Annotated in this window: 16 protein-coding genes; 4 read left to right on the top strand and 12 right to left on the bottom strand. The window is 65.8% G+C overall.

Features of this window, described 5'->3' with window-relative positions:
- The first annotated feature begins 178 nt into the window (after positions 1–178).
- The 4 genes from XBLMG947_RS02735 to XBLMG947_RS02720 all read left to right on the top strand — a co-directional run bounded on the left by XBLMG947_RS02735 (position 179) and on the right by XBLMG947_RS02720 (position 5,151).
- Positions 179–1,336: a phosphotransferase enzyme family protein gene (locus XBLMG947_RS02735; RefSeq protein ID WP_065466273.1), complete on the top strand. Its 1,158-nt coding sequence runs from the start codon at positions 179–181 to the stop codon at positions 1,334–1,336.
- Between the two features lie 32 nt (positions 1,337–1,368).
- The gene (locus tag XBLMG947_RS02730) at positions 1,369–3,531 is read left to right on the top strand and encodes a TonB-dependent receptor (RefSeq protein WP_065466272.1); all 2,163 of its coding nucleotides are present in this window, start codon (positions 1,369–1,371) and stop codon (positions 3,529–3,531) included.
- A gap of 210 nt (positions 3,532–3,741) precedes the next feature.
- Positions 3,742–4,317, top strand: a complete 576-nt coding sequence (gene pnuC / locus XBLMG947_RS02725; protein ID WP_065466271.1) for a nicotinamide riboside transporter PnuC — start codon at positions 3,742–3,744, stop codon at positions 4,315–4,317.
- Between the two features lie 105 nt (positions 4,318–4,422).
- Complete coding sequence (locus XBLMG947_RS02720; protein ID WP_065466270.1) at positions 4,423–5,151, top strand: UTRA domain-containing protein; 729 nt, start codon at positions 4,423–4,425, stop codon at positions 5,149–5,151.
- A 292-nt stretch (positions 5,152–5,443) separates the two neighbouring features.
- Here the strand turns inward: XBLMG947_RS02720 and XBLMG947_RS02715 are convergent, their stop codons facing one another.
- From XBLMG947_RS02715 to XBLMG947_RS02660, 12 genes are all read right to left on the bottom strand, one after another.
- Positions 5,444–6,283: a glycosyltransferase family 2 protein gene (locus tag XBLMG947_RS02715; RefSeq protein WP_065466269.1), complete on the bottom strand. Its 840-nt coding sequence runs from the start codon at positions 6,281–6,283 to the stop codon at positions 5,444–5,446.
- Positions 6,280–8,577, bottom strand: a complete 2,298-nt coding sequence (gene gspD / locus XBLMG947_RS02710; RefSeq protein ID WP_065466268.1) for a type II secretion system secretin GspD — start codon at positions 8,575–8,577, stop codon at positions 6,280–6,282. Before gspD ends, XBLMG947_RS02715 begins: the two co-directional genes overlap by 4 nt.
- Positions 8,574–9,398: a type II secretion system protein XpsN gene (gene xpsN, locus XBLMG947_RS02705; protein ID WP_065466267.1), complete on the bottom strand. Its 825-nt coding sequence runs from the start codon at positions 9,396–9,398 to the stop codon at positions 8,574–8,576. The genes gspD and xpsN overlap by 4 nt, the downstream gene beginning before the upstream one ends.
- On the bottom strand, positions 9,388–10,041 hold the full coding sequence (gspM, locus tag XBLMG947_RS02700) for a type II secretion system protein GspM (RefSeq protein ID WP_065466266.1): 654 nt from the start codon (positions 10,039–10,041) through the stop codon (positions 9,388–9,390). The genes xpsN and gspM overlap by 11 nt, the downstream gene beginning before the upstream one ends.
- On the bottom strand, positions 10,025–11,146 hold the full coding sequence (locus tag XBLMG947_RS02695; protein ID WP_065466265.1) for a PilN domain-containing protein: 1,122 nt from the start codon (positions 11,144–11,146) through the stop codon (positions 10,025–10,027). Before XBLMG947_RS02695 ends, gspM begins: the two co-directional genes overlap by 17 nt.
- Positions 11,143–11,994, bottom strand: coding sequence for a type II secretion system minor pseudopilin (locus XBLMG947_RS02690; protein ID WP_065466264.1), 852 nt, complete (start codon positions 11,992–11,994; stop codon positions 11,143–11,145). The genes XBLMG947_RS02695 and XBLMG947_RS02690 overlap by 4 nt, the downstream gene beginning before the upstream one ends.
- Complete coding sequence (locus tag XBLMG947_RS02685) at positions 11,991–12,626, bottom strand: type II secretion system protein J (RefSeq protein ID WP_065466263.1); 636 nt, start codon at positions 12,624–12,626, stop codon at positions 11,991–11,993. Before XBLMG947_RS02685 ends, XBLMG947_RS02690 begins: the two co-directional genes overlap by 4 nt.
- A complete protein-coding gene (gene xpsI / locus XBLMG947_RS02680; protein WP_065466262.1) occupies positions 12,623–13,039 on the bottom strand; it encodes a type II secretion system protein XpsI in 417 nt (138 codons plus the stop codon). The genes XBLMG947_RS02685 and xpsI overlap by 4 nt, the downstream gene beginning before the upstream one ends.
- Positions 13,036–13,545 carry a type II secretion system protein XpsH gene (xpsH, locus tag XBLMG947_RS02675; RefSeq protein WP_065466261.1) on the bottom strand — a complete coding sequence of 170 codons (510 nt, stop codon included), beginning with the start codon at positions 13,543–13,545 and terminating at the stop codon, positions 13,036–13,038. Before xpsH ends, xpsI begins: the two co-directional genes overlap by 4 nt.
- Before the next feature lie 9 nt (positions 13,546–13,554).
- On the bottom strand, positions 13,555–13,986 hold the full coding sequence (gene gspG, locus XBLMG947_RS02670; RefSeq protein ID WP_065466260.1) for a type II secretion system major pseudopilin GspG: 432 nt from the start codon (positions 13,984–13,986) through the stop codon (positions 13,555–13,557).
- 270 nt (positions 13,987–14,256) lie between these two features.
- Positions 14,257–15,474, bottom strand: coding sequence for a type II secretion system protein XpsF (gene xpsF, locus XBLMG947_RS02665; protein WP_065466259.1), 1,218 nt, complete (start codon positions 15,472–15,474; stop codon positions 14,257–14,259).
- 175 nt (positions 15,475–15,649) lie between these two features.
- Positions 15,650–16,350, bottom strand: a 701-nt coding sequence (locus XBLMG947_RS02660) for a GspE/PulE family protein (protein WP_167351995.1), incomplete at its 5' end; no start/stop codon positions are given.

Here is a 16,350-nt window from a genome sequence, read left to right as displayed (position 1 = left end):
TGCCTTTTCATTACCTGCATCGCGACTGCCTGATGGCCGATGCGATGCGACGACGGCCTGGCAGCGCCGTTCTTGTCCTTGACGGCGCGCGCGCCGTATCCGCCGCCTCACTCCCGATTTCCTGGTCTATACCACTCATCGACGCAGCACGGCTCCTGCGCGTGCCGGGAGTCAGGCCATGAACGTGCCGCACCAAGTGCATGGCATGAGCCTGGAATTGGCGCTGCCGGACTGGCCAGTGCTGGCCGCCGATGAAATCCAACGCGTGCTGGAACAGTTTGCGGCCGTGGGCCGCCTCGCTGCGGTGCGTTGGCATAGCGCGCGCCCGTTCTCGGCGGCGGCCTGTGTGGACACGGCAAGCGGCCCGGTCATCGTCAAACGCCACCACCGCAACGTGCGCAGTGTCGCCGCGTTACGCGAAGAACATAGCTTCATGGCGCACCTGCGTTGGGCCGGTGCGCCGGTGGTGGAGGTGCTGCACGACGCGCAGGGCCGCACCGCGCTGGCACACGACGATTGGGTGTACGAAGTGCAGCGTGTCGGCGCCGGGGACGACCTCTACCGTGATGCATTGTCGTGGACACCATTCACCGACATTGCGCATGCACAGGCTGCCGGCGCTGCGTTGGCGCAACTGCACAGCGCAGCATACGGCTTCGATGCGCCGGCGCGCTCCACCAACCTGCTGGTTGCCAATCTGCGGCTCTTTGCGCAGGCAGACCCCGTGCAGGCGTTGCGCGCTGCCTTGCCAACGCGGCCGCACCTGGCAGCAGCCCTGCAGTACCGCCCCTGGCAACACGATTTCGCCACCCATCTGCTGCCCTGGCATGCGCAAGCGTGGCCGCTGCTGTCGGCACCGGGCGCGCTGCGGCCGCTGTGGACGCATGGCGACTGGCACGCGTCCAACCTGCTGTGGGACAGCAAGGACGGATCTACCCGCGTCAGTGCCATCTTCGATTTCGGGTTGAGCGATTGCAGCAGCGCGCTGTTCGACCTCGCAACCGCCATCGAACGCAACCTCATCCCATGGCTGGGGCTGGATACCGGCGCACGTGCCAAGGCCGAGCTGGCTCAGCTCGACGCGCTGCTGGATGGCTACGCGCAGCATCGTCCACTGGATGCCAACGACATGCACCGCCTGGCCGCACTGCTGCCGATCGTGCATGCCGACTTCGCCTTGAGCGAAATCGAATATTTCGCCGGCATCACGCGGTCGTCTGCCAATGCCGACATCGCCTATCACCGCTATCTGCTCGGCCATGCGGACTGGTTTGCCAGCGCCGACGGCCAGCAACTGCTTGAGCATCTGCACGCACGTGCGCGCCGGCTGCCGTGAGCGCCTTTCTTAATTTTTGTCGAGTCTTGCCAATGCCTGTGACCTTCCCTTTGATCTCCCGCTGTCCGCTCGCGCTCGCACTGGCGTTGTGCTGCAGCCCTGCCCTGGCGCAGCAGCGACCCGACGCCGATGCAGTCGAACTGGATGCGGTCAACGTGCGTAGCGAGCGCATGGAGACCAGCACGGCATTGAGCGGATTCGGCGCAACCCGGCTGCTGGACACGCCAGCCTCGATCGCGGTCATCGATCGTCAGCAATTGCTCGATCGTCAGGCGCGCGTGCTCAGTGAGGTATTGCGCGCCGATGCCTCCGCTGGCGATGCGTACGCGCCGATCGGCTATTACGAAAACTTCGTGGTGCGCGGCTATTCGCTCAATGCCGCCAACAGCTACCGCATCAATGGCATGAGCGCGGTGGGCGAACAATCGATCGCGCTGGAAAACAAACAGCAGGTGCAACTCCTCAAGGGTCTGGCCGGGCTGCAATCGGGCGTCAACGAGCCCGCCGGGCTGATCGACTACCGCACCAAGCGGCCCGAGCACGTGCGCAGCGTGACCCTGGGCACCGATGAGCAAGGCTCGCGTTATGCCGCCGCCGACCTGGGCGACTGGTTCGGTGCCGAACGCACGCTGGGCCTGCGGGTGAATGCCGCGCGCGAAGACATCAACAGCTATGTCGATCACGCGAACGGCTACCGCAATTTCCTGTCGCTGGCCGGCGACTGGAAGATCACCCCGCAGGCGCTGCTGGAGCTGGATGTGGAATATCAGCATCGGCAACAGCGCTCGGTGCCCGGCTACCAATTGCTCGGTGGCACGCAGGTGCCGCGCGATATCGATGTGCACCGCCTGCTCGGCTACCAGCCGTGGTCGCGGCCGGTGGAAATGGACTCGCTCAATGCCCAGCTGCGTTATGCCTATCAGTTCAACGACGATTGGCGTGCCACTGCCGAGGCCTCGCGCAGCCGTTCGACCATCAACGACTTCTCCGCGTTCGCCTGGGGCTGCTACGGCGCGGCAAGCTGTGCCGACATCGCCACACCGAACTTCTTCAGCGCGCAGGGCGAGTACGACGTCTACGACTACCGCAGCCCCGACGACATCCGCGTGCACGATCAACTGCGCGCCATGCTCGAAGGCCATGTGGTCACCGGCACGCTGGAGCATCACCTGAGCATCGGTGGCGACTGGCTGCGCCGCACCATCGACCGCTTTGGCTCGGTCAACGAATTCGTCGGCAGCGGCAGCATCGATCGCGATCCGGACGTCTTCGCGCAGACCGATGTTGCACTGGCCCCCAAGCAACGCCGCCTGGACAGCCGCCAACGCGCCTTGGTGCTGGCCGATCGCATCGGCCTGGGCGCACGGTGGGAACTGTCGCTGGGCGCACGCGCCGTGCGGCTGGACGAGCGCGCCTTCGACCGCGACGGCTTGCTGGAACGGCGCACCCGCAAGGACACGGTATTGCCGCAGGCCGCGCTGCTGTTCAAGCCGCAGCAGAATGTGTCGCTGTATGCCAGCTACGCCAAGAGTCTGGCGGCGGGCGGCACTGCGCCGTGGTTTGCCGATAACGCCGACGAGATATTGCCGCCCACCCACGCGTACCAGCTGGAAACCGGCGCAAAGATCGACCTGCAGGGCGTGCGCCTGGGGGCGGCACTGTTCGACATCCGCCAGGCCTATCAGTTCACCCAACCGCAGGCCGATGGTGGCCTGCGCTATGTGCAGCAGGGCCGCCTGCACAATCGTGGCCTGGAGCTGTCTGCCGACGGCGCAGCGACACGGCAACTGCGCCTGTTCGCCAGCGTCGTGGCCATCCGCGCGCACGCCGAAGACACCGACATTGCGGACTACGAAGGCCATCAGGCGATCAATGTGCCAAAGCTGCGAGCCAGCGTGCAGGCCGACTACCGCGTACCCGGCGTCGATGGCTTGGCGCTGCTCGCAGGCGTGCAATACAGCGGGCGCAAGTTCGCCGACCGGCTCGGCAATGCCAGCGTGCCGGCCTACACCGTGGCGAACCTGGGCGCGCGCTACACCACTGTGCTGGGCAGCCTGGCGACCACCTGGCGTTTGAACGTAGACAACGTGTTCGACAAACGCGACTGGCGCGATTCCGGCGAATACCAGGGCGATGCGTATCTATTCCCCGGCGCACCACGCACAGCACGGCTGACCGTGCAGGTGGATTTCTAACCTGCTTGCAGGCAGACAGTGCGCACACTCTAGTGCAGCAGAAGGAAATCGGAATGCGGTGCTTGGCGGCGTCGAGAGCCAACCTACCCGCAGGACGTGCTGCCCAGCCGCGTGTCGCCGTCGACGACGCTGCGTTGCACCCTGCGCATCCCGGCTGCCCTAACGTGTCTTACGCACCTCCACGTTGATCCACATCGCATCAGGTACCGCATGTCGCTGCTCGAATCCATCGCTGTCGTGATCAACCTGCTGGGCGTGTGGCTGACTTCGCGGCGCATTCGCTGGTGCTGGCCGGTCGGCATCGTGGCGGTGGCGTTATACGCGTTGCTGTTCTATCAGTGGAAGCTGTACTCGGACATGCTGTTGCAAGGCGTCTATGTCCTGACTCAACTGTACGGATGGTGGCACTGGCAGCGCGGACTCGCTGCAGACACGCGCATCCGCCCGCTGCCGATGCCGTCCGCGGAGCTCTGGCTCTCGCTGTGCATCGGCGCGGCATTCGCTGCGGCACTCGGCGCTTACATGCAATACCGCACCGATGCGGCGCTGCCGTGGCTGGATGCGGCGCTGGCCAGTTTCAGCCTGGTGGCCACCCTGTGGGCCGCGCGCAAGCGCATCGCAAACTGGGTGTTGTGGATCGTGCTCGACTGCATCTATGTCGGCGTCTTCATCAGCAAGGGCCTGTACCCCACCGCCATGCTCTACGCCGGCTTCGTGGCGCTTGCGGTGTACGGCTGGCACAGCTGGAAAACCCAACAGGACCCGAACCTGGCTGGCGCACGCTGAGCCAGGCGCAGTTCGCGCGCGCGTTCTTCTTTACCATCGCAGCATGCGCGCCTTCCACCTCATCGCCTTGCCTGTACCCTGTGCCTTTCATCGACGGTTCGCCGCATGAGCGTGTCGCGCCAGCACACCATCACCGAAGCGATCTCCGCACAGATTGCCGCCGGCGAATGGGGCCCGGACCAGCGCCTGCCAGTGGAGCGCGCGCTGGCCGAGCGGTTTGCCTGCACCCGCATCACGCTGCGCGAAGCGTTGCAACAGCTTGAAGCGGAAGGCCGCATCTACCGCGAAAACCGCCGCGGCTGGTTCGTCAGCGCACCGCGCGTGCGCTACGACCCCACCAGCATCGCCGGTTTCATGCAGTACGTGGCAGCGCAAGGGCGCAAGCCGCGCACCGAATTATTGAGCGCCACCCGGCAGGTCGCGGGCACGGCCTACGCTGCGGCATTGCGATTGGATAGCCCGTACGACGAGGTATTCGTGCTGCAACGTCGGCGCTGGATCGACCGCCGCGCCGTGCTGCTGGAAACCAACGTGGTGCTCGCAGCCTGGGCGCCGGGCCTGCTCGAACACGATCTGGCCGGATCGCTGTCGAGCATGTTCAACCAGCGGCTTGGCCTGTTTCTCGGTCGTGCGCAACTCTCGATGCATCCCGCCGGCTTGGACGCGGCACAGGCGATGCTGCTGCAGTCCACTCCCGGCACGCCGTGTTTCCGGCTGCAGCGGATCAGCTTCGACGAAGACGGCCGCGCGGTGGAACTGGATATCGAATCCTGGCGTCACGACGCACTGGATGTGGTGGTGCGGACCGAGGCACCGACGCACACTGGGGAGTAGTGCCGGGAATCGGGAATCGGGAATCGGGAATCGGGAATCGGGAATCGGGAATCGGGAATCGGGAAAAGCATGCGCTGCTATCGGCGGTGTCGCATGTGTCTTGGTCATTGTGGTCTTGCAGCTGACACCACGCGGCGAGCGGCGCAAATGCGGATCGCTGCGCCGTCTGCTGTAACGGGCAGCAGCAGCATGCGTTGACCACTGCGCGATGGTTTTGCCCTTGGATCTTCTTCCGTCATCGCGACGTCGCTGCGCCACCGCCGGCATGCGTGGACGGCCTGTTTGCGGTCGGCTAGGCGTCGAACAGCATGCGTTGCGGATCGGGTGGCGGCAGTTCGGCCAGCAGCCGACTCAATTGTTCGCGTTGCGCACGTAGCGGGTCGTGCATCAGGAAGTTGGCCAGGCGCGCGTGCCATGCCGGCCAGCGGGTGGCCAAGGCATCCATGTCGCCGCCGGCCGGCCGGCCCTCGTGCGGGGAGGCGACGAAGGCGGTATCGCACAACACATTGCGCCAGCCCAGGCCGCCCATGCGCAGGCTCAGATCCACCAGCGCGGCGTACCACGAGCCGTAACTGCTGGCATCCAGGCCACCGGCCTTGCGTCGCGCAACACCACGCAACAGCACCGCATGCCCGATCGCCGATGGCAGTTCCGGATGCAGCGGCGGCATGGTGGCGCAGGCAGCCGCAAGCCGCTCGGGTGCATCCGGCATCGGGTTGAGTTCGCCCAGCCGCGGCCAGCTACAGGCTTCGCCCACGTTGCTCCATGGGGTGGCGGTGGCAATTGCGGCATCGCGCGCGAAACACGCGGTGAGTTGACGCAACCACCCGGGCAACGGGCAGGCATCCACGCCCAGCACCACCACGTCCGCATCGCCGCAAGCGCTGAGCATTTCATCCAGATGCGCCACCTCGCCGAGCATGCGCTGGCGGCGGGTGTGGTGGGCCTGCAGCTGCGTGCGCGCCAGCCAGTGTTCGATCACCGCCTGCCCGCGCGGGCCAGCCTGCGCATCGTCCGCCAGCCACACTCGCGTGCCGGCCGGCGTGGCGGCATCCAGCGCGCCCAGACACGCATCCAGCGCCTCGTCGTCGGTGCCGACCGGCACCAGCACGACCGGCAGCGCTGAACTCATTGCGGCTTCTGGGTGGGTTTCAGCGGCTCCATGGCCTTGAACTTCTGGCCGTATTCGTCGGTGAGATTGCGCGCTTCCTGCGGGTTGCGCACGATCGATGGAGTGATCAGCACGATGACTTCGCGGCGGGTGTTGTTTTGGCTTTTCCTGCCAAAGAGCGCGCCGACGACAGGCAACTTGCTCAAAAATGGCAAGCCTGCACTGCCATCGCTGCTGTTGTCGTCGATCAGACCGGCCAGCATGATGGTGTCGCCACTTTGCACAGCAGCTTCGGTTTTGACGCGACGCGTATTGATGTCCACGTTACATGCAGCGGCATTGACCGTTGCGGTTGCCGATGTACATGCGGCCGGCCGGTCGCCGGGACTGCTGACCTCCTGCACGATATCCAAGAACACCATGCCGTCCTTGGTCACGCGTGGACGTACTTTCAGGATCACGCCGGTATCGATGTATTGCACGGATGAGAAGCTGCTGTCGCTTCCCAAGCCTGTGTTGATGGACGTGGAATTTATTGCGATGCGCGAGCCGACATTCAAGGTGGCTTCGGCATTGTTTCGCACGAAGACAGACGGAGTCTGCAGCAAGCGAACATTCGTCACTTCATCAAGTGCGGTGATGATGGCTGCTGCATTTTTGCCCAGGAAGCTCCAGGAAAGCCCGCCCTCGCCGACTTTGCCAGCGATGTCACCCCAAATGTTCCGCCCTGCTGCACTGGGAAGCCCTGCGCCGCCGAAACCATTGGTGGTCGAATCGGAAGCCGCATTTACTGCATTCTCAAAATACCAATTCACACCATAGCTCAGCTTGCCCGTCAAATTCACCTCAGCCACCTGCGCCTCGATATGCACCTGCATCGGCATCACGTCGAGCTTTTCGATGACGTCGCGGATCGAGGCCCAGGATTGCGGGGTGGAACGCACCAGCAAGGTGTTGGTTTCGGCCACCGCCGACACGCCAACCTTGTCGCCTTCCACTTCCAGCGTCACGGCGCCGTTGCCATTGCTGCGCGGCGACAGTTGCAAGCTGCCATTCCCCAGGCCACCACTGCTGCTGCCACTGCTGCCACCGAAACTGCTGCCCGACGAACTGCCATCGCCGCTTTCGCCGATGCTGCCGCCGGTCATGCCGGTGCTGCCGCCCATGCTGCTGTCGCGATTGCCGATCGTACCCCCAAGCACGGTGGTTTCCGAACCCGGCGCCAGCGAGGCATTGGAATCGCCGCCGTTGCTACGGCCACCGAACACTTCCGAAAGACGGTCAGCCAGGTCCTTGGCCTTGATGTACTTCAACTCGTACGAGAACAGCCGTACGCCGCCGCCGGCGCTGTCGATGCGGTCCAGCCACTGCTGGATCTGGTCCAGATAGCGCGGCTGCGGGGTGATCACCAGCACCGCGTTGGCGTTTTCCAGCGGCATGAAGCGGAACATGCCGGCGCTGGGCGTCTTGCTCTGTTCGCCGAACACCTTTTCCAGGTCCGCGCTGACTTTTTCGGCCTTGCCGGACTGGATCGGGAACACGCCCACCGACATGCCCGACAACCAGTCCACGTCGAAGATCTGCACGGTGCGCAGGTAGTTTTCCAGCTCGGCACGGGTGCCGCCCAGGGTGATGACATTACGCGCCGGGTCGGTGCCGACGATAGCGTTCGGGCGCGCGTAGGGCTCGAGCACCTTCTTCATCTCGCTGGCCGAGATGTACTTCAAGGGCACCACGCGCACTTCGAAACCACGCGCAGCCGACGGCGATGCCGTGCTGGGCGCGACGGTGCCGGCCAGCGCCTGGTCGGCCGGCACGATGTTGTAGCGGCCACCGCTGAACACCATGCGGGCGTTGTTCCAGCCCAGCACCATTTCCAGCAGGTTCAAGGCCTGCGCCGGCGAGACCGGATTGGGCGTGGCCAGGGTCACGGTGCCCTGCACGCCGGGCGCGATCACGTAGTTCTGGCCGAGCATGTCGCCCAGGATCGCCTTGACCACCGCCTGCACCGATTCGCCTTCGAAGTTGAAGGTGGCGCTGCCGCTGCTGGCCATGCCTAGCGTGGGCGCCGGCGCGGACGCGGCGCTCTGGTTGATCATGGTGCCGCTGCCGCGGCGGATCACCGGGCTGGGCTTGGCGTTGGCAGTGCCGTCGGCGGGTTGCTCGGCGGTGGTCTGGGTGGCGCCGGCAGCGCCGACTTGCGGATCCAGGCGCGCGTCGCGGCGCACGTCCGGTGGCGGAGTGGTGGCGCAACCGGCCAGCAGGCCAATCAGCAGGGAAACGGGGAACAGGCGCGGCGTCATGCGTTCACTCATTGGGTCTGACCGGGGGTAGAGCCGCTCTGGCGCTGCTGTTGCAGCTGGCGGCGTCGGGCTTCGATGCGTTCGCGGATGGCACGCATCTGATCGTCGGAGGGGCGTGGGGCTTCCTGCGCGCCGTCGCTGCGCTGCGGTGCCACCGTCGGCGGGGTTTGTCCACTGGATTGCTGCGCAGGCGTGGCGACTTGTGGTTGCTGCGGTTGCTGCGGTTGAGGTTGAGGTTGCTGCTGTTGCTGTGGTTGCGTGCCCGCCGCGGCATCGGTCGACGGCATTGACGGGAGCGCGCCCGCCGTACCGCGCGCAGCGGTATTGGCCGTCGGCGGCTGCCCGCCCTGGCCGTTGAACACGCGCAATTCCAGCGTTTGCGTGCCGCTGGGGCCTTCGATGGTTGCGCTGCGCGGCTGCAAGGCGAGCAGGCGCCAGCCCTTGACCGCGTCGCCGCCCAGCTGCACGCGTACCGAATCCTGCGGGTCCAGGGTCAGCGTGGCCATCTTGAAGGTATCGGTCAGCAGCACACCGGTCAGGCGCACCGTGGAAGCGGCGCTGCCGCCATCGTTGCCGGACAGGAAGAACGGATGCGGCAGGCGGTCTTCGGCAAATGCGGGATGCGCGGCAATTTCCGAATATTTTTCGAACGCGCCCAGACGCTCCGGTGCCGGTGCCGGCAATGTGGGCAGGCGCTGCACCAGCGCCGGGTCGTCGGGCAGCAGCTCGACGCGCTTGCCCAACCCGGCGATGGCCAGCACGCACACCAGCAGTGCCCAACCGACGACGGTGGCCAGCAACCAGGTGCGCAGGCCGATCATGTCAAGGCGCATTGCTGGCCCCCGCGGCGTTGGGGGCGGCAGGTGCGGCCTCGGTGTTCAGCGGCGCGGCGCTGGCGCCCGGGCGCAGATAGCCGGCCAGTTCGAAGGCGATATCCAGGCCGTTGCCGCTCTCGGTGGGCGAGAGCTGGTAGCGCTGCGCCATCACGTTGAGGTTGTCCACGAACAGCCGCGGGGTGCCGTTTTCCAGGCTGTACAACACCGAGGCGAGCTCCGGCGTGCCGCAGCGCAGGCGCACCTGCACCGCCACGCGGGTGAAGCGGTTCTTGCTCTCCGGCTGCAACGGCGAACGGTTGCTGATGGCGCAGCTGCGGTTGCCGGGGCTGGCTTCCACCACCGCGCGCTCCAGCCGCTGCACGAGGCCGGCAGAGGCGAGTTCGGCCGAGGTTTCCGGCAGGAAGCCCGGGCGGCTTTCCAGCGTCTGTCGCGCCTGCCGCAGCCGTTTGCTGACTTCCGGCGCCTGCTGCAATTGCACGCGCACGCGCAGTTCGCGCTCGCGCAGCGCTTGCAGGTCGTCCTGCACCGCGATCATCGGTTGGGTGAACCACGGGTGCACCAACACCAGATAGGCCACGCCGATCACCAGCAACAGCAGACCCAAAGCGATCCAGCGATCGCGCTTAACGCTGCGTGGCATCGGCCGCCTCCTTCGCGTCGGGGCCGGCAAGCTCGGCGGTGATGGTGAAGCGGTCGACATTGCGGCCGGCATCGCTCTGCAGCACGCCGGTCAGCGAGGGCGTGCGCCACAGCGGCGAGCCTTCCAGACGGCGTACCAGCGAGGAGGCTTCGTTGCTCAAGCCGATCAACTGCAGCTGCCCGCCTTCGACCGAGAATTTTTCCAGATAGGTGCCACCGGGCAGACGCCGGCTCAACTCATCCCAGATCTCCACCGAGGTCGGGCGGGTGGCGCGTTGCTGCTGGAAGAACCGCGCGCCTTCGACCAGATCCAGCAATTGCTGGCGTTCGGCAGCGACCTGGCGCGCGCGCGCGGCATTGGCCTGCACCTTGGCGCGCAGATCGTCGGCGGCCTGCCGACGATTATCGAGCAGCAGCCAGCCGGCCACGGCCAGCAACACCAGCGCGGCGGCGGTGAGCAACAGATTCCAGCGCTGCATCGGGTCGCTGCGGCGCAGGCGGCGCGCCGGCGGCAGCAGGTTGACGCCCAACGGCAGGCCGTTGGCGTCGGCCACATCGATGCCCGACAGCACGCTATTCCATGCGTCCGGCACGCCGACGGCGCCATCGATCATGCGTCGCGGCACCACCACCAGTTCGGCATCGAGCTGGCCGTCTTCGCGCACGTCGAGCACCCGCGCATCGAAATACACCTGGTCGGCGGTGAACGGGGTTTGCCGATCGATCTCGAACCGCGCCACATCCTGCAGGCGCGCCGCCGCCGCTGCAGGCAGCCGCAATGGCCGACGCAGCGCGTGCGCGGCCGGCAATAGCCAATGCCGCGGCAGGCCCTCCAGCGCGGTCGGCAACAGGCCATTCACTTCCTGCGGATGCACCGGCCACGGCAGGCTGGCGACGTTGTCGCAGCTGTGATCGCGCTGGCGCAGCAACTGCAGCGTGTCGCCGTCCTGTTGCAACAAGAGGCGTGCCTGCGACAGACCCAGCTGCCATTGCCAGCGCTGCGGCAGCCAGGCCAGCAGCGATTGTTGCCACCAACGCCAGAAGCCTCCGGCTCCCGGCATGGCGCGTACGCCGATACGACCCAAGGTATCCCGCCATGCGGTCATTGCACTGCTGCTCCCTCTTCCCAACGCAACACGGTATAGGCCGCCCCTGGTAATGCAGACGCGCTGGTCGACACCACCGCCCGCAACACAGCCTCGCGTCCCTGACTCAGTCGCGCTCGGCTCTCGATACTATAAGTGCCCGAGCCACCAACCGTCGCCTCGCTGCCCGGCAAACCCAGCGGCGCGTCACGCTGGGCCAGCAATTGCTGCGCATCCAGCCCCATCGCGGTGAGCACCGGAGCGGGCGCAAAACGCGCTTCAGGCCGCGAACGACCGCTATACAGCGTGACATTGGGCAACAGCTTGCGATACAGCTCGCTATCGATACCCAGCACCAGGCGCAGTTCGCCCAGCGTTTCGAATGGGCTGTCTTTTGCGCCATACGGCAGCCCGGCATCGGCGTAATCGCGATCTTCCGCGCCACCGCCCGGCTGGCTCAACGAATCGCCATCGCGCCAATCGACGATGGCACCGGCGATGCGCCCGGCACTGGCCTGCTCGCCCCCCACCGCCCGCACCAGACCGGCCAGCAGGGTGGGCTCGGCCATGTTCAGATCCACCTTGCCGCTTTCATCGGTGATACGAATCTCCACGCTGGCATCGTCCATCTGCCAGCGATAGCGCCGGCCGTCTGCGCGCCAGCGTGCCTGGGTGTCGGCGTCTTGCAGGCGAAATACTGCGTATTCCAGACCAGCGCGCGCGTATTCCTGCGCCTGCGCACCGTTGCGCAACATGCTGCCCTGCAAGGCCTCCACGTGCGCGGTCAGCGCAAACGCGCCGATCATCGCGGTGAGGAGCGCGATCAACCACAACACCAACACCAGCGCGGCGCCGCGCGAGCGGCTCATTGCCCTGCCCCGGGGTTGCTGGATTGCGGCAATGCCACCACCATCGGCGGCCATGCAGCATCGTCGCTGCGGATCTCGATCCGCACCATCAACGGCAGGCGGTCGTGCCATTCCCACTGCGGCAGCCACGCGCTCAGCCGGCCGTTTTGCGGATCCATGCCGCGATAACGAAAACTCACCTGCTGCACGCCTGCGGCAAGTGTCTCCGGCGGCAGCGGGCTGCTCTCTTCGATCGACTTGCCGGATTGCAGCATGGTTAACGCAATCAGCAGGTTGCGTTGATCGCCATCGCCGGTCACCGACAGGTCGTGCAGATAGGGCCCGCCGCGGCCCAGGTAATCCGGCACGTCCGCGGCAAAGCGCAGGCGCTGCGGCTCACCGATGAACAGGATCGGCTGCTGACTTTGCTGATCGATGCCCATGGTGATCGGTAACGCTGCGGCCAAGCGCCGCCGCAGGAATTCTTCCACCGCACGCACACGCTCGCTGCGTTGTGCGATCGCTTCGCCGCGCTGACTCACGGCACTGGCCGAGCGCAAGGTGGCGAACGCCAATGCCAGCCCGCCGACCAGCAACATCGTGGCCAGCAACACTTCGATCAGGGTAAAGCCCGCGCTGCGCGACCGGTTCATGGCGGGCTACCCTGCTTGTTGGCGGCCACCAGTCGTAACGTGCGCCATTGCAGCACCTGATTGGGCTGCTCGCCCCAGCGCACGACCAGGGTCAATTGCAGCAGGCGGTGCGCGCCGGGCGACATCGGCGCCTGCGGGTTGCGCCGCGGTTCGTCGTACGGACGGATATCCATCGACCAGCGAAAGTGGCCGTCTTCGAAGCGACCCTGCTGCTGGTCGGGCTCCAGCGGCTTGTCGATACCTTGCACGGCCAGCAGCGATTGCGCGTGCAGCGTGGCGCGCGTGCTTTCGTCTGCCGCGCGCACCTGGCGTGCGGCGCCGGACAACGACCCCAGCAACAGGCTCAGCGCCAACGCCAGCAACGCGAAGGCGACGATCACTTCGATCAAGGTGTAACCGCGCTGGCGCCTCATGGCGGTGGCGTCCGCAAGGGGCCCGAACGCACCTCGCCGGTGATCCAGCCTACGTCCACACGCCATCTGGCGTCCTTGACCTGCAGATCGATGCGCCCGCCGGTGGAGGCGCCATCCGGAAAGAACTGGATCGCCCCCTGGTCCTGCCGCGATTGCACTTGGCGCGCGCCGGTGAAGCGCACTTCCAGCGAAGGCGGCAGATCGCCGTGATGGCCGCCGGGTGCTTCCCAGCGACGCTGCTGCGGGTCGATCAAAAACCGCTGCGGCGTGCCGGTGGCAATCGCCTGGGTCCGCGTATAGCGCAGCTGCGAGGCGATCGCCTTGCCGGCGGTGCGCAGGCGCATGCCGTCGATGCCGCCGTTCAATGCCGCGGCGGCGAGCACGCCGGCAATGGCGATCAACGCGATGACCAGCAGCATCTCCAGCAACGAGGTGCCACGCGTGCGTGCCCGACCAGGACCGACCACTCCACGCGGGTGACGCAACGGCTGACACGCAACGCGCATGGCGAGGACTTATTGGTACTTGATGTCCGCGTCGTAACTGCTGCCACCGGGCTTGCCGTCCTTGCCCAGACTCATCAACTCGAACGGCTGACCATCGCCGGGCACGCGGTATTCGATGGTGTGGCCCCACGGGTCGTTGAGTTCGGCCGGCTTGGCGTACGGCCCCAGCCAACCGCTGCTTTCGCCGGGCTGGGTGACCAGGTCATCGAGCTTGCTCGGCAATTTGCCGGTGTCGAGCTGGAAATTCTCGATCTTGCCGGCCAGGGTCTGGATCTGCGATTTGGCCAGATTGGCCTTGCCGCGATCGGCGCCGCCGAGCACGCGACTGCCCACCAGCGTGAGCACCGCACCGATCAGCACGATGACGATGATGATTTCCAGCAAGCTCATGCCGGCCTGGCCTGCGCGCGACGGACTGCGGGTGATGGAACGCTTGATCATGAACGATTTCCTTGCACGTCGATGAAGGATGCTGCCGCCAATAGCTGACACGGCGGGCATTGCAATGGTTCCCGCATGGGGGGTGTGCGGTCACCGGAAAGTAATTGTGAAGACGCTACCCGGTCGAAAGCGTGGCTGGCACGGCGTTGCACGAGGTTGGCAGTTGGCCACCGCGCGCGCGTAGAAAGCGCAGTGTACGGGCGGTGCATGCCGATTCCGAGCGCTGGCTGCGCGCGCCGGACCGCGGTGCAGGTGCGTCGATCTCTGCTCTCAGCCGATTGCATTGGTGAGGTCGTACAGCGGTACCAGGACCGAAATGATGACAAGCCCCACCACCGAGGCCAGCACCAGCGTGATGAACGGCACCAGCGCGGCCAGTGCGCGGTCGATGGCCTGCGCGGTTTCCAGTTCGAAGGTGTCGGCGGTCTTGAGCAGCATCGTGTCCAGGGCGCCGGATTCTTCGCCCACCTGAATCATCTGCAGCGCCAGCCGCGGAAAGCGCTTGCCGCGTGCCAGCGACATCGACAGGCCATGGCCGTTCTTGACGTCGTCGGCCGCATTGGCGACATCTTCCACCAAGGCCAGATTGGACATCACATTCCGCGCGATGCCGATCGCCGCCAGCAGCGGCACGCCGTTGCGCAACAAGGTGCCCAGGGTGCGCGTCAGCCGTGCGGTTTCCAGCCGCGCGATCAGGCTGCCGACCACTTTCTGACGCAGCAGCCATTCGTCCAGGGATGCACGAAACGCGGCATTGCGTCGCTTGCGATCCAGCCACAAGCCCAGCACGCCCGGCACTACCACCAGCACGATCCACCAATCGCGCACCAGCAGGCCCACGCTCAACACCGCCTGGGTAAACCACGGCAGTGCCACATCCAGGCTTTCGTACATCTGCGCGAATTGCGGCACCACGTAGCCGAGCAAAAACAGCAACGCACACCCCACCACCGCCAGCAGGATCGCCGGGTAGATCAACGCATTGATCACCTTGCCCCTGAGCGCGCGGCTGCGTTCCAGATAATCGGCAAGCCGTTGCAGCGTGTCCTGCATGCTGCCGCCGGCTTCGCCCGCGCGCACCATGTTGATGTACAGCTTGGAAAACAGTCCGTGCTGGCGCTCCAACGCAGACGACAGCGGCGCACCGCCGCGGACGGTGTCGCGGATGTCGCCGATGACACGCCGGCTTTTTTCGTCTTCGGGCAGATCCATCAGGATCGACAACGCGCGATCCAGCGGTTGCCCGGCCCCGATCAAGGTGGCCAGCTGTTGGGTGAATTGCACCAGCGCCGCGTTGTCGAACGGCTTCTTGCGCAGCAGCATGCGCAGCGACGGCGAATCGTTTTCGCCAGTGGCCAGCCGCGTTTCTACCGGCAGATGGCCCTGTTCCTGCAGGCGCAGCGCCACCTCGGCATCGCTGGCCGCTTCCATCTGGCCATCGAGCATTTCGCCGTGGGCGTCCAGGGCCTTGTAGCGGTAGAGGGGCATCAGGCTGGAAGGCCGGGAATCGGGAATCGGGAGTCGGGAATCGGAAGCAGCACATCGCAGCGCGATGCCCGCACCGCGCACGCGCCAAGGTCCACACACAGCGAAGCAAGCGGGTTGCTGTGCTGGCGTGTCGTTGGTCCGATGCGCGCTGCGCGCGTTGCTGCGGCCCTACCGATCACGCATCCTCCGTGACGCGCAGGACTTCTTCGATGGTGGTTTCCCCACGCAAGGCCTTGGACAACCCATCCTCGTACATGGTGCGCATGCCGGCCTGGCGGGCCAGTTGTTCGATCTCGCCCATGCCGGCGCGGCGCATCACCGCGCGCCGCAATTCGTCGTTCATCACCAGGAATTCGACGATGGTGGTGCGGCCGAGATAGCCGGTGGGTGCGGCAGCCGAGGGACGCGGCCGATACAGGAATATCTCGCCATCGGGCTGCAGGCGGCGCAGGTTGAAGCGTTCGATCTCCTCCGGAGATGCGGCATAGCGTTCGGCGTTGGCCAGGTCGAGTTTGCGTACGAGCCGCTGCGCCAGAATGCCGTTGATGGTGGAGGTGAGCAGATAATCCTCCACCCCCATGTCGAGCAGACGGGTGATGCCGCCGGCCGCGTTGTTGGTGTGCAGCGTGGACAGCACCAGGTGACCGGTGAGCGCGGACTGGATCGCGATGCGTGCGGTTTCCAGATCGCGCATTTCGCCGATCATGATGATGTCCGGGTCCTGACGCACGATGCTGCGCAATGCATTGGCGAAATCCAGCCCGATCTGCGGCTTGGCCTGGATCTGGTTGATGCCTTCGATCTGGTATTCCACCGGGTCTTCGACGGTGATGATTTTCACGTCGGAGGTGTTGAGCTGGCTCAGCGCGGTGTAGA

This window comes from Xanthomonas bromi (assembly GCF_900092025.1).
Taxonomy (GTDB): Bacteria; Pseudomonadota; Gammaproteobacteria; order Xanthomonadales; family Xanthomonadaceae; genus Xanthomonas; species Xanthomonas bromi.
The sequence above is the reverse complement of the archived record's forward strand: the minus strand, read 5'-3'. Positions and strand labels throughout refer to the sequence as shown.

Bases quoted from the DNA above. Each gene is read 5' to 3' on its own strand.
- XBLMG947_RS02735 (WP_065466273.1), top strand. From the start codon at position 179: ATGAACGTGCCGCACCAAGTGCATGGCATGAGCCTGGAATTGGCGCTG.
- XBLMG947_RS02730 (WP_065466272.1), top strand. From the start codon at position 1,369: ATGCCTGTGACCTTCCCTTTGATCTCCCGCTGTCCGCTCGCGCTCGCA.
- pnuC (WP_065466271.1), top strand. From the start codon at position 3,742: ATGTCGCTGCTCGAATCCATCGCTGTCGTGATCAACCTGCTGGGCGTG.
- XBLMG947_RS02720 (WP_065466270.1), top strand. From the start codon at position 4,423: ATGAGCGTGTCGCGCCAGCACACCATCACCGAAGCGATCTCCGCACAG.
- XBLMG947_RS02715 (WP_065466269.1), bottom strand. From the start codon at position 6,283: ATGAGTTCAGCGCTGCCGGTCGTGCTGGTGCCGGTCGGCACCGACGAC.
- gspD (WP_065466268.1), bottom strand. From the start codon at position 8,577: ATGAGTGAACGCATGACGCCGCGCCTGTTCCCCGTTTCCCTGCTGATT.
- xpsN (WP_065466267.1), bottom strand. From the start codon at position 9,398: ATGCGCCTTGACATGATCGGCCTGCGCACCTGGTTGCTGGCCACCGTC.
- gspM (WP_065466266.1), bottom strand. From the start codon at position 10,041: ATGCCACGCAGCGTTAAGCGCGATCGCTGGATCGCTTTGGGTCTGCTG.
- XBLMG947_RS02695 (WP_065466265.1), bottom strand. From the start codon at position 11,146: ATGACCGCATGGCGGGATACCTTGGGTCGTATCGGCGTACGCGCCATG.
- XBLMG947_RS02690 (WP_065466264.1), bottom strand. From the start codon at position 11,994: ATGAGCCGCTCGCGCGGCGCCGCGCTGGTGTTGGTGTTGTGGTTGATC.
- XBLMG947_RS02685 (WP_065466263.1), bottom strand. From the start codon at position 12,626: ATGAACCGGTCGCGCAGCGCGGGCTTTACCCTGATCGAAGTGTTGCTG.
- xpsI (WP_065466262.1), bottom strand. From the start codon at position 13,039: ATGAGGCGCCAGCGCGGTTACACCTTGATCGAAGTGATCGTCGCCTTC.
- xpsH (WP_065466261.1), bottom strand. From the start codon at position 13,545: ATGCGCGTTGCGTGTCAGCCGTTGCGTCACCCGCGTGGAGTGGTCGGT.
- gspG (WP_065466260.1), bottom strand. From the start codon at position 13,986: ATGATCAAGCGTTCCATCACCCGCAGTCCGTCGCGCGCAGGCCAGGCC.
- xpsF (WP_065466259.1), bottom strand. From the start codon at position 15,474: ATGCCCCTCTACCGCTACAAGGCCCTGGACGCCCACGGCGAAATGCTC.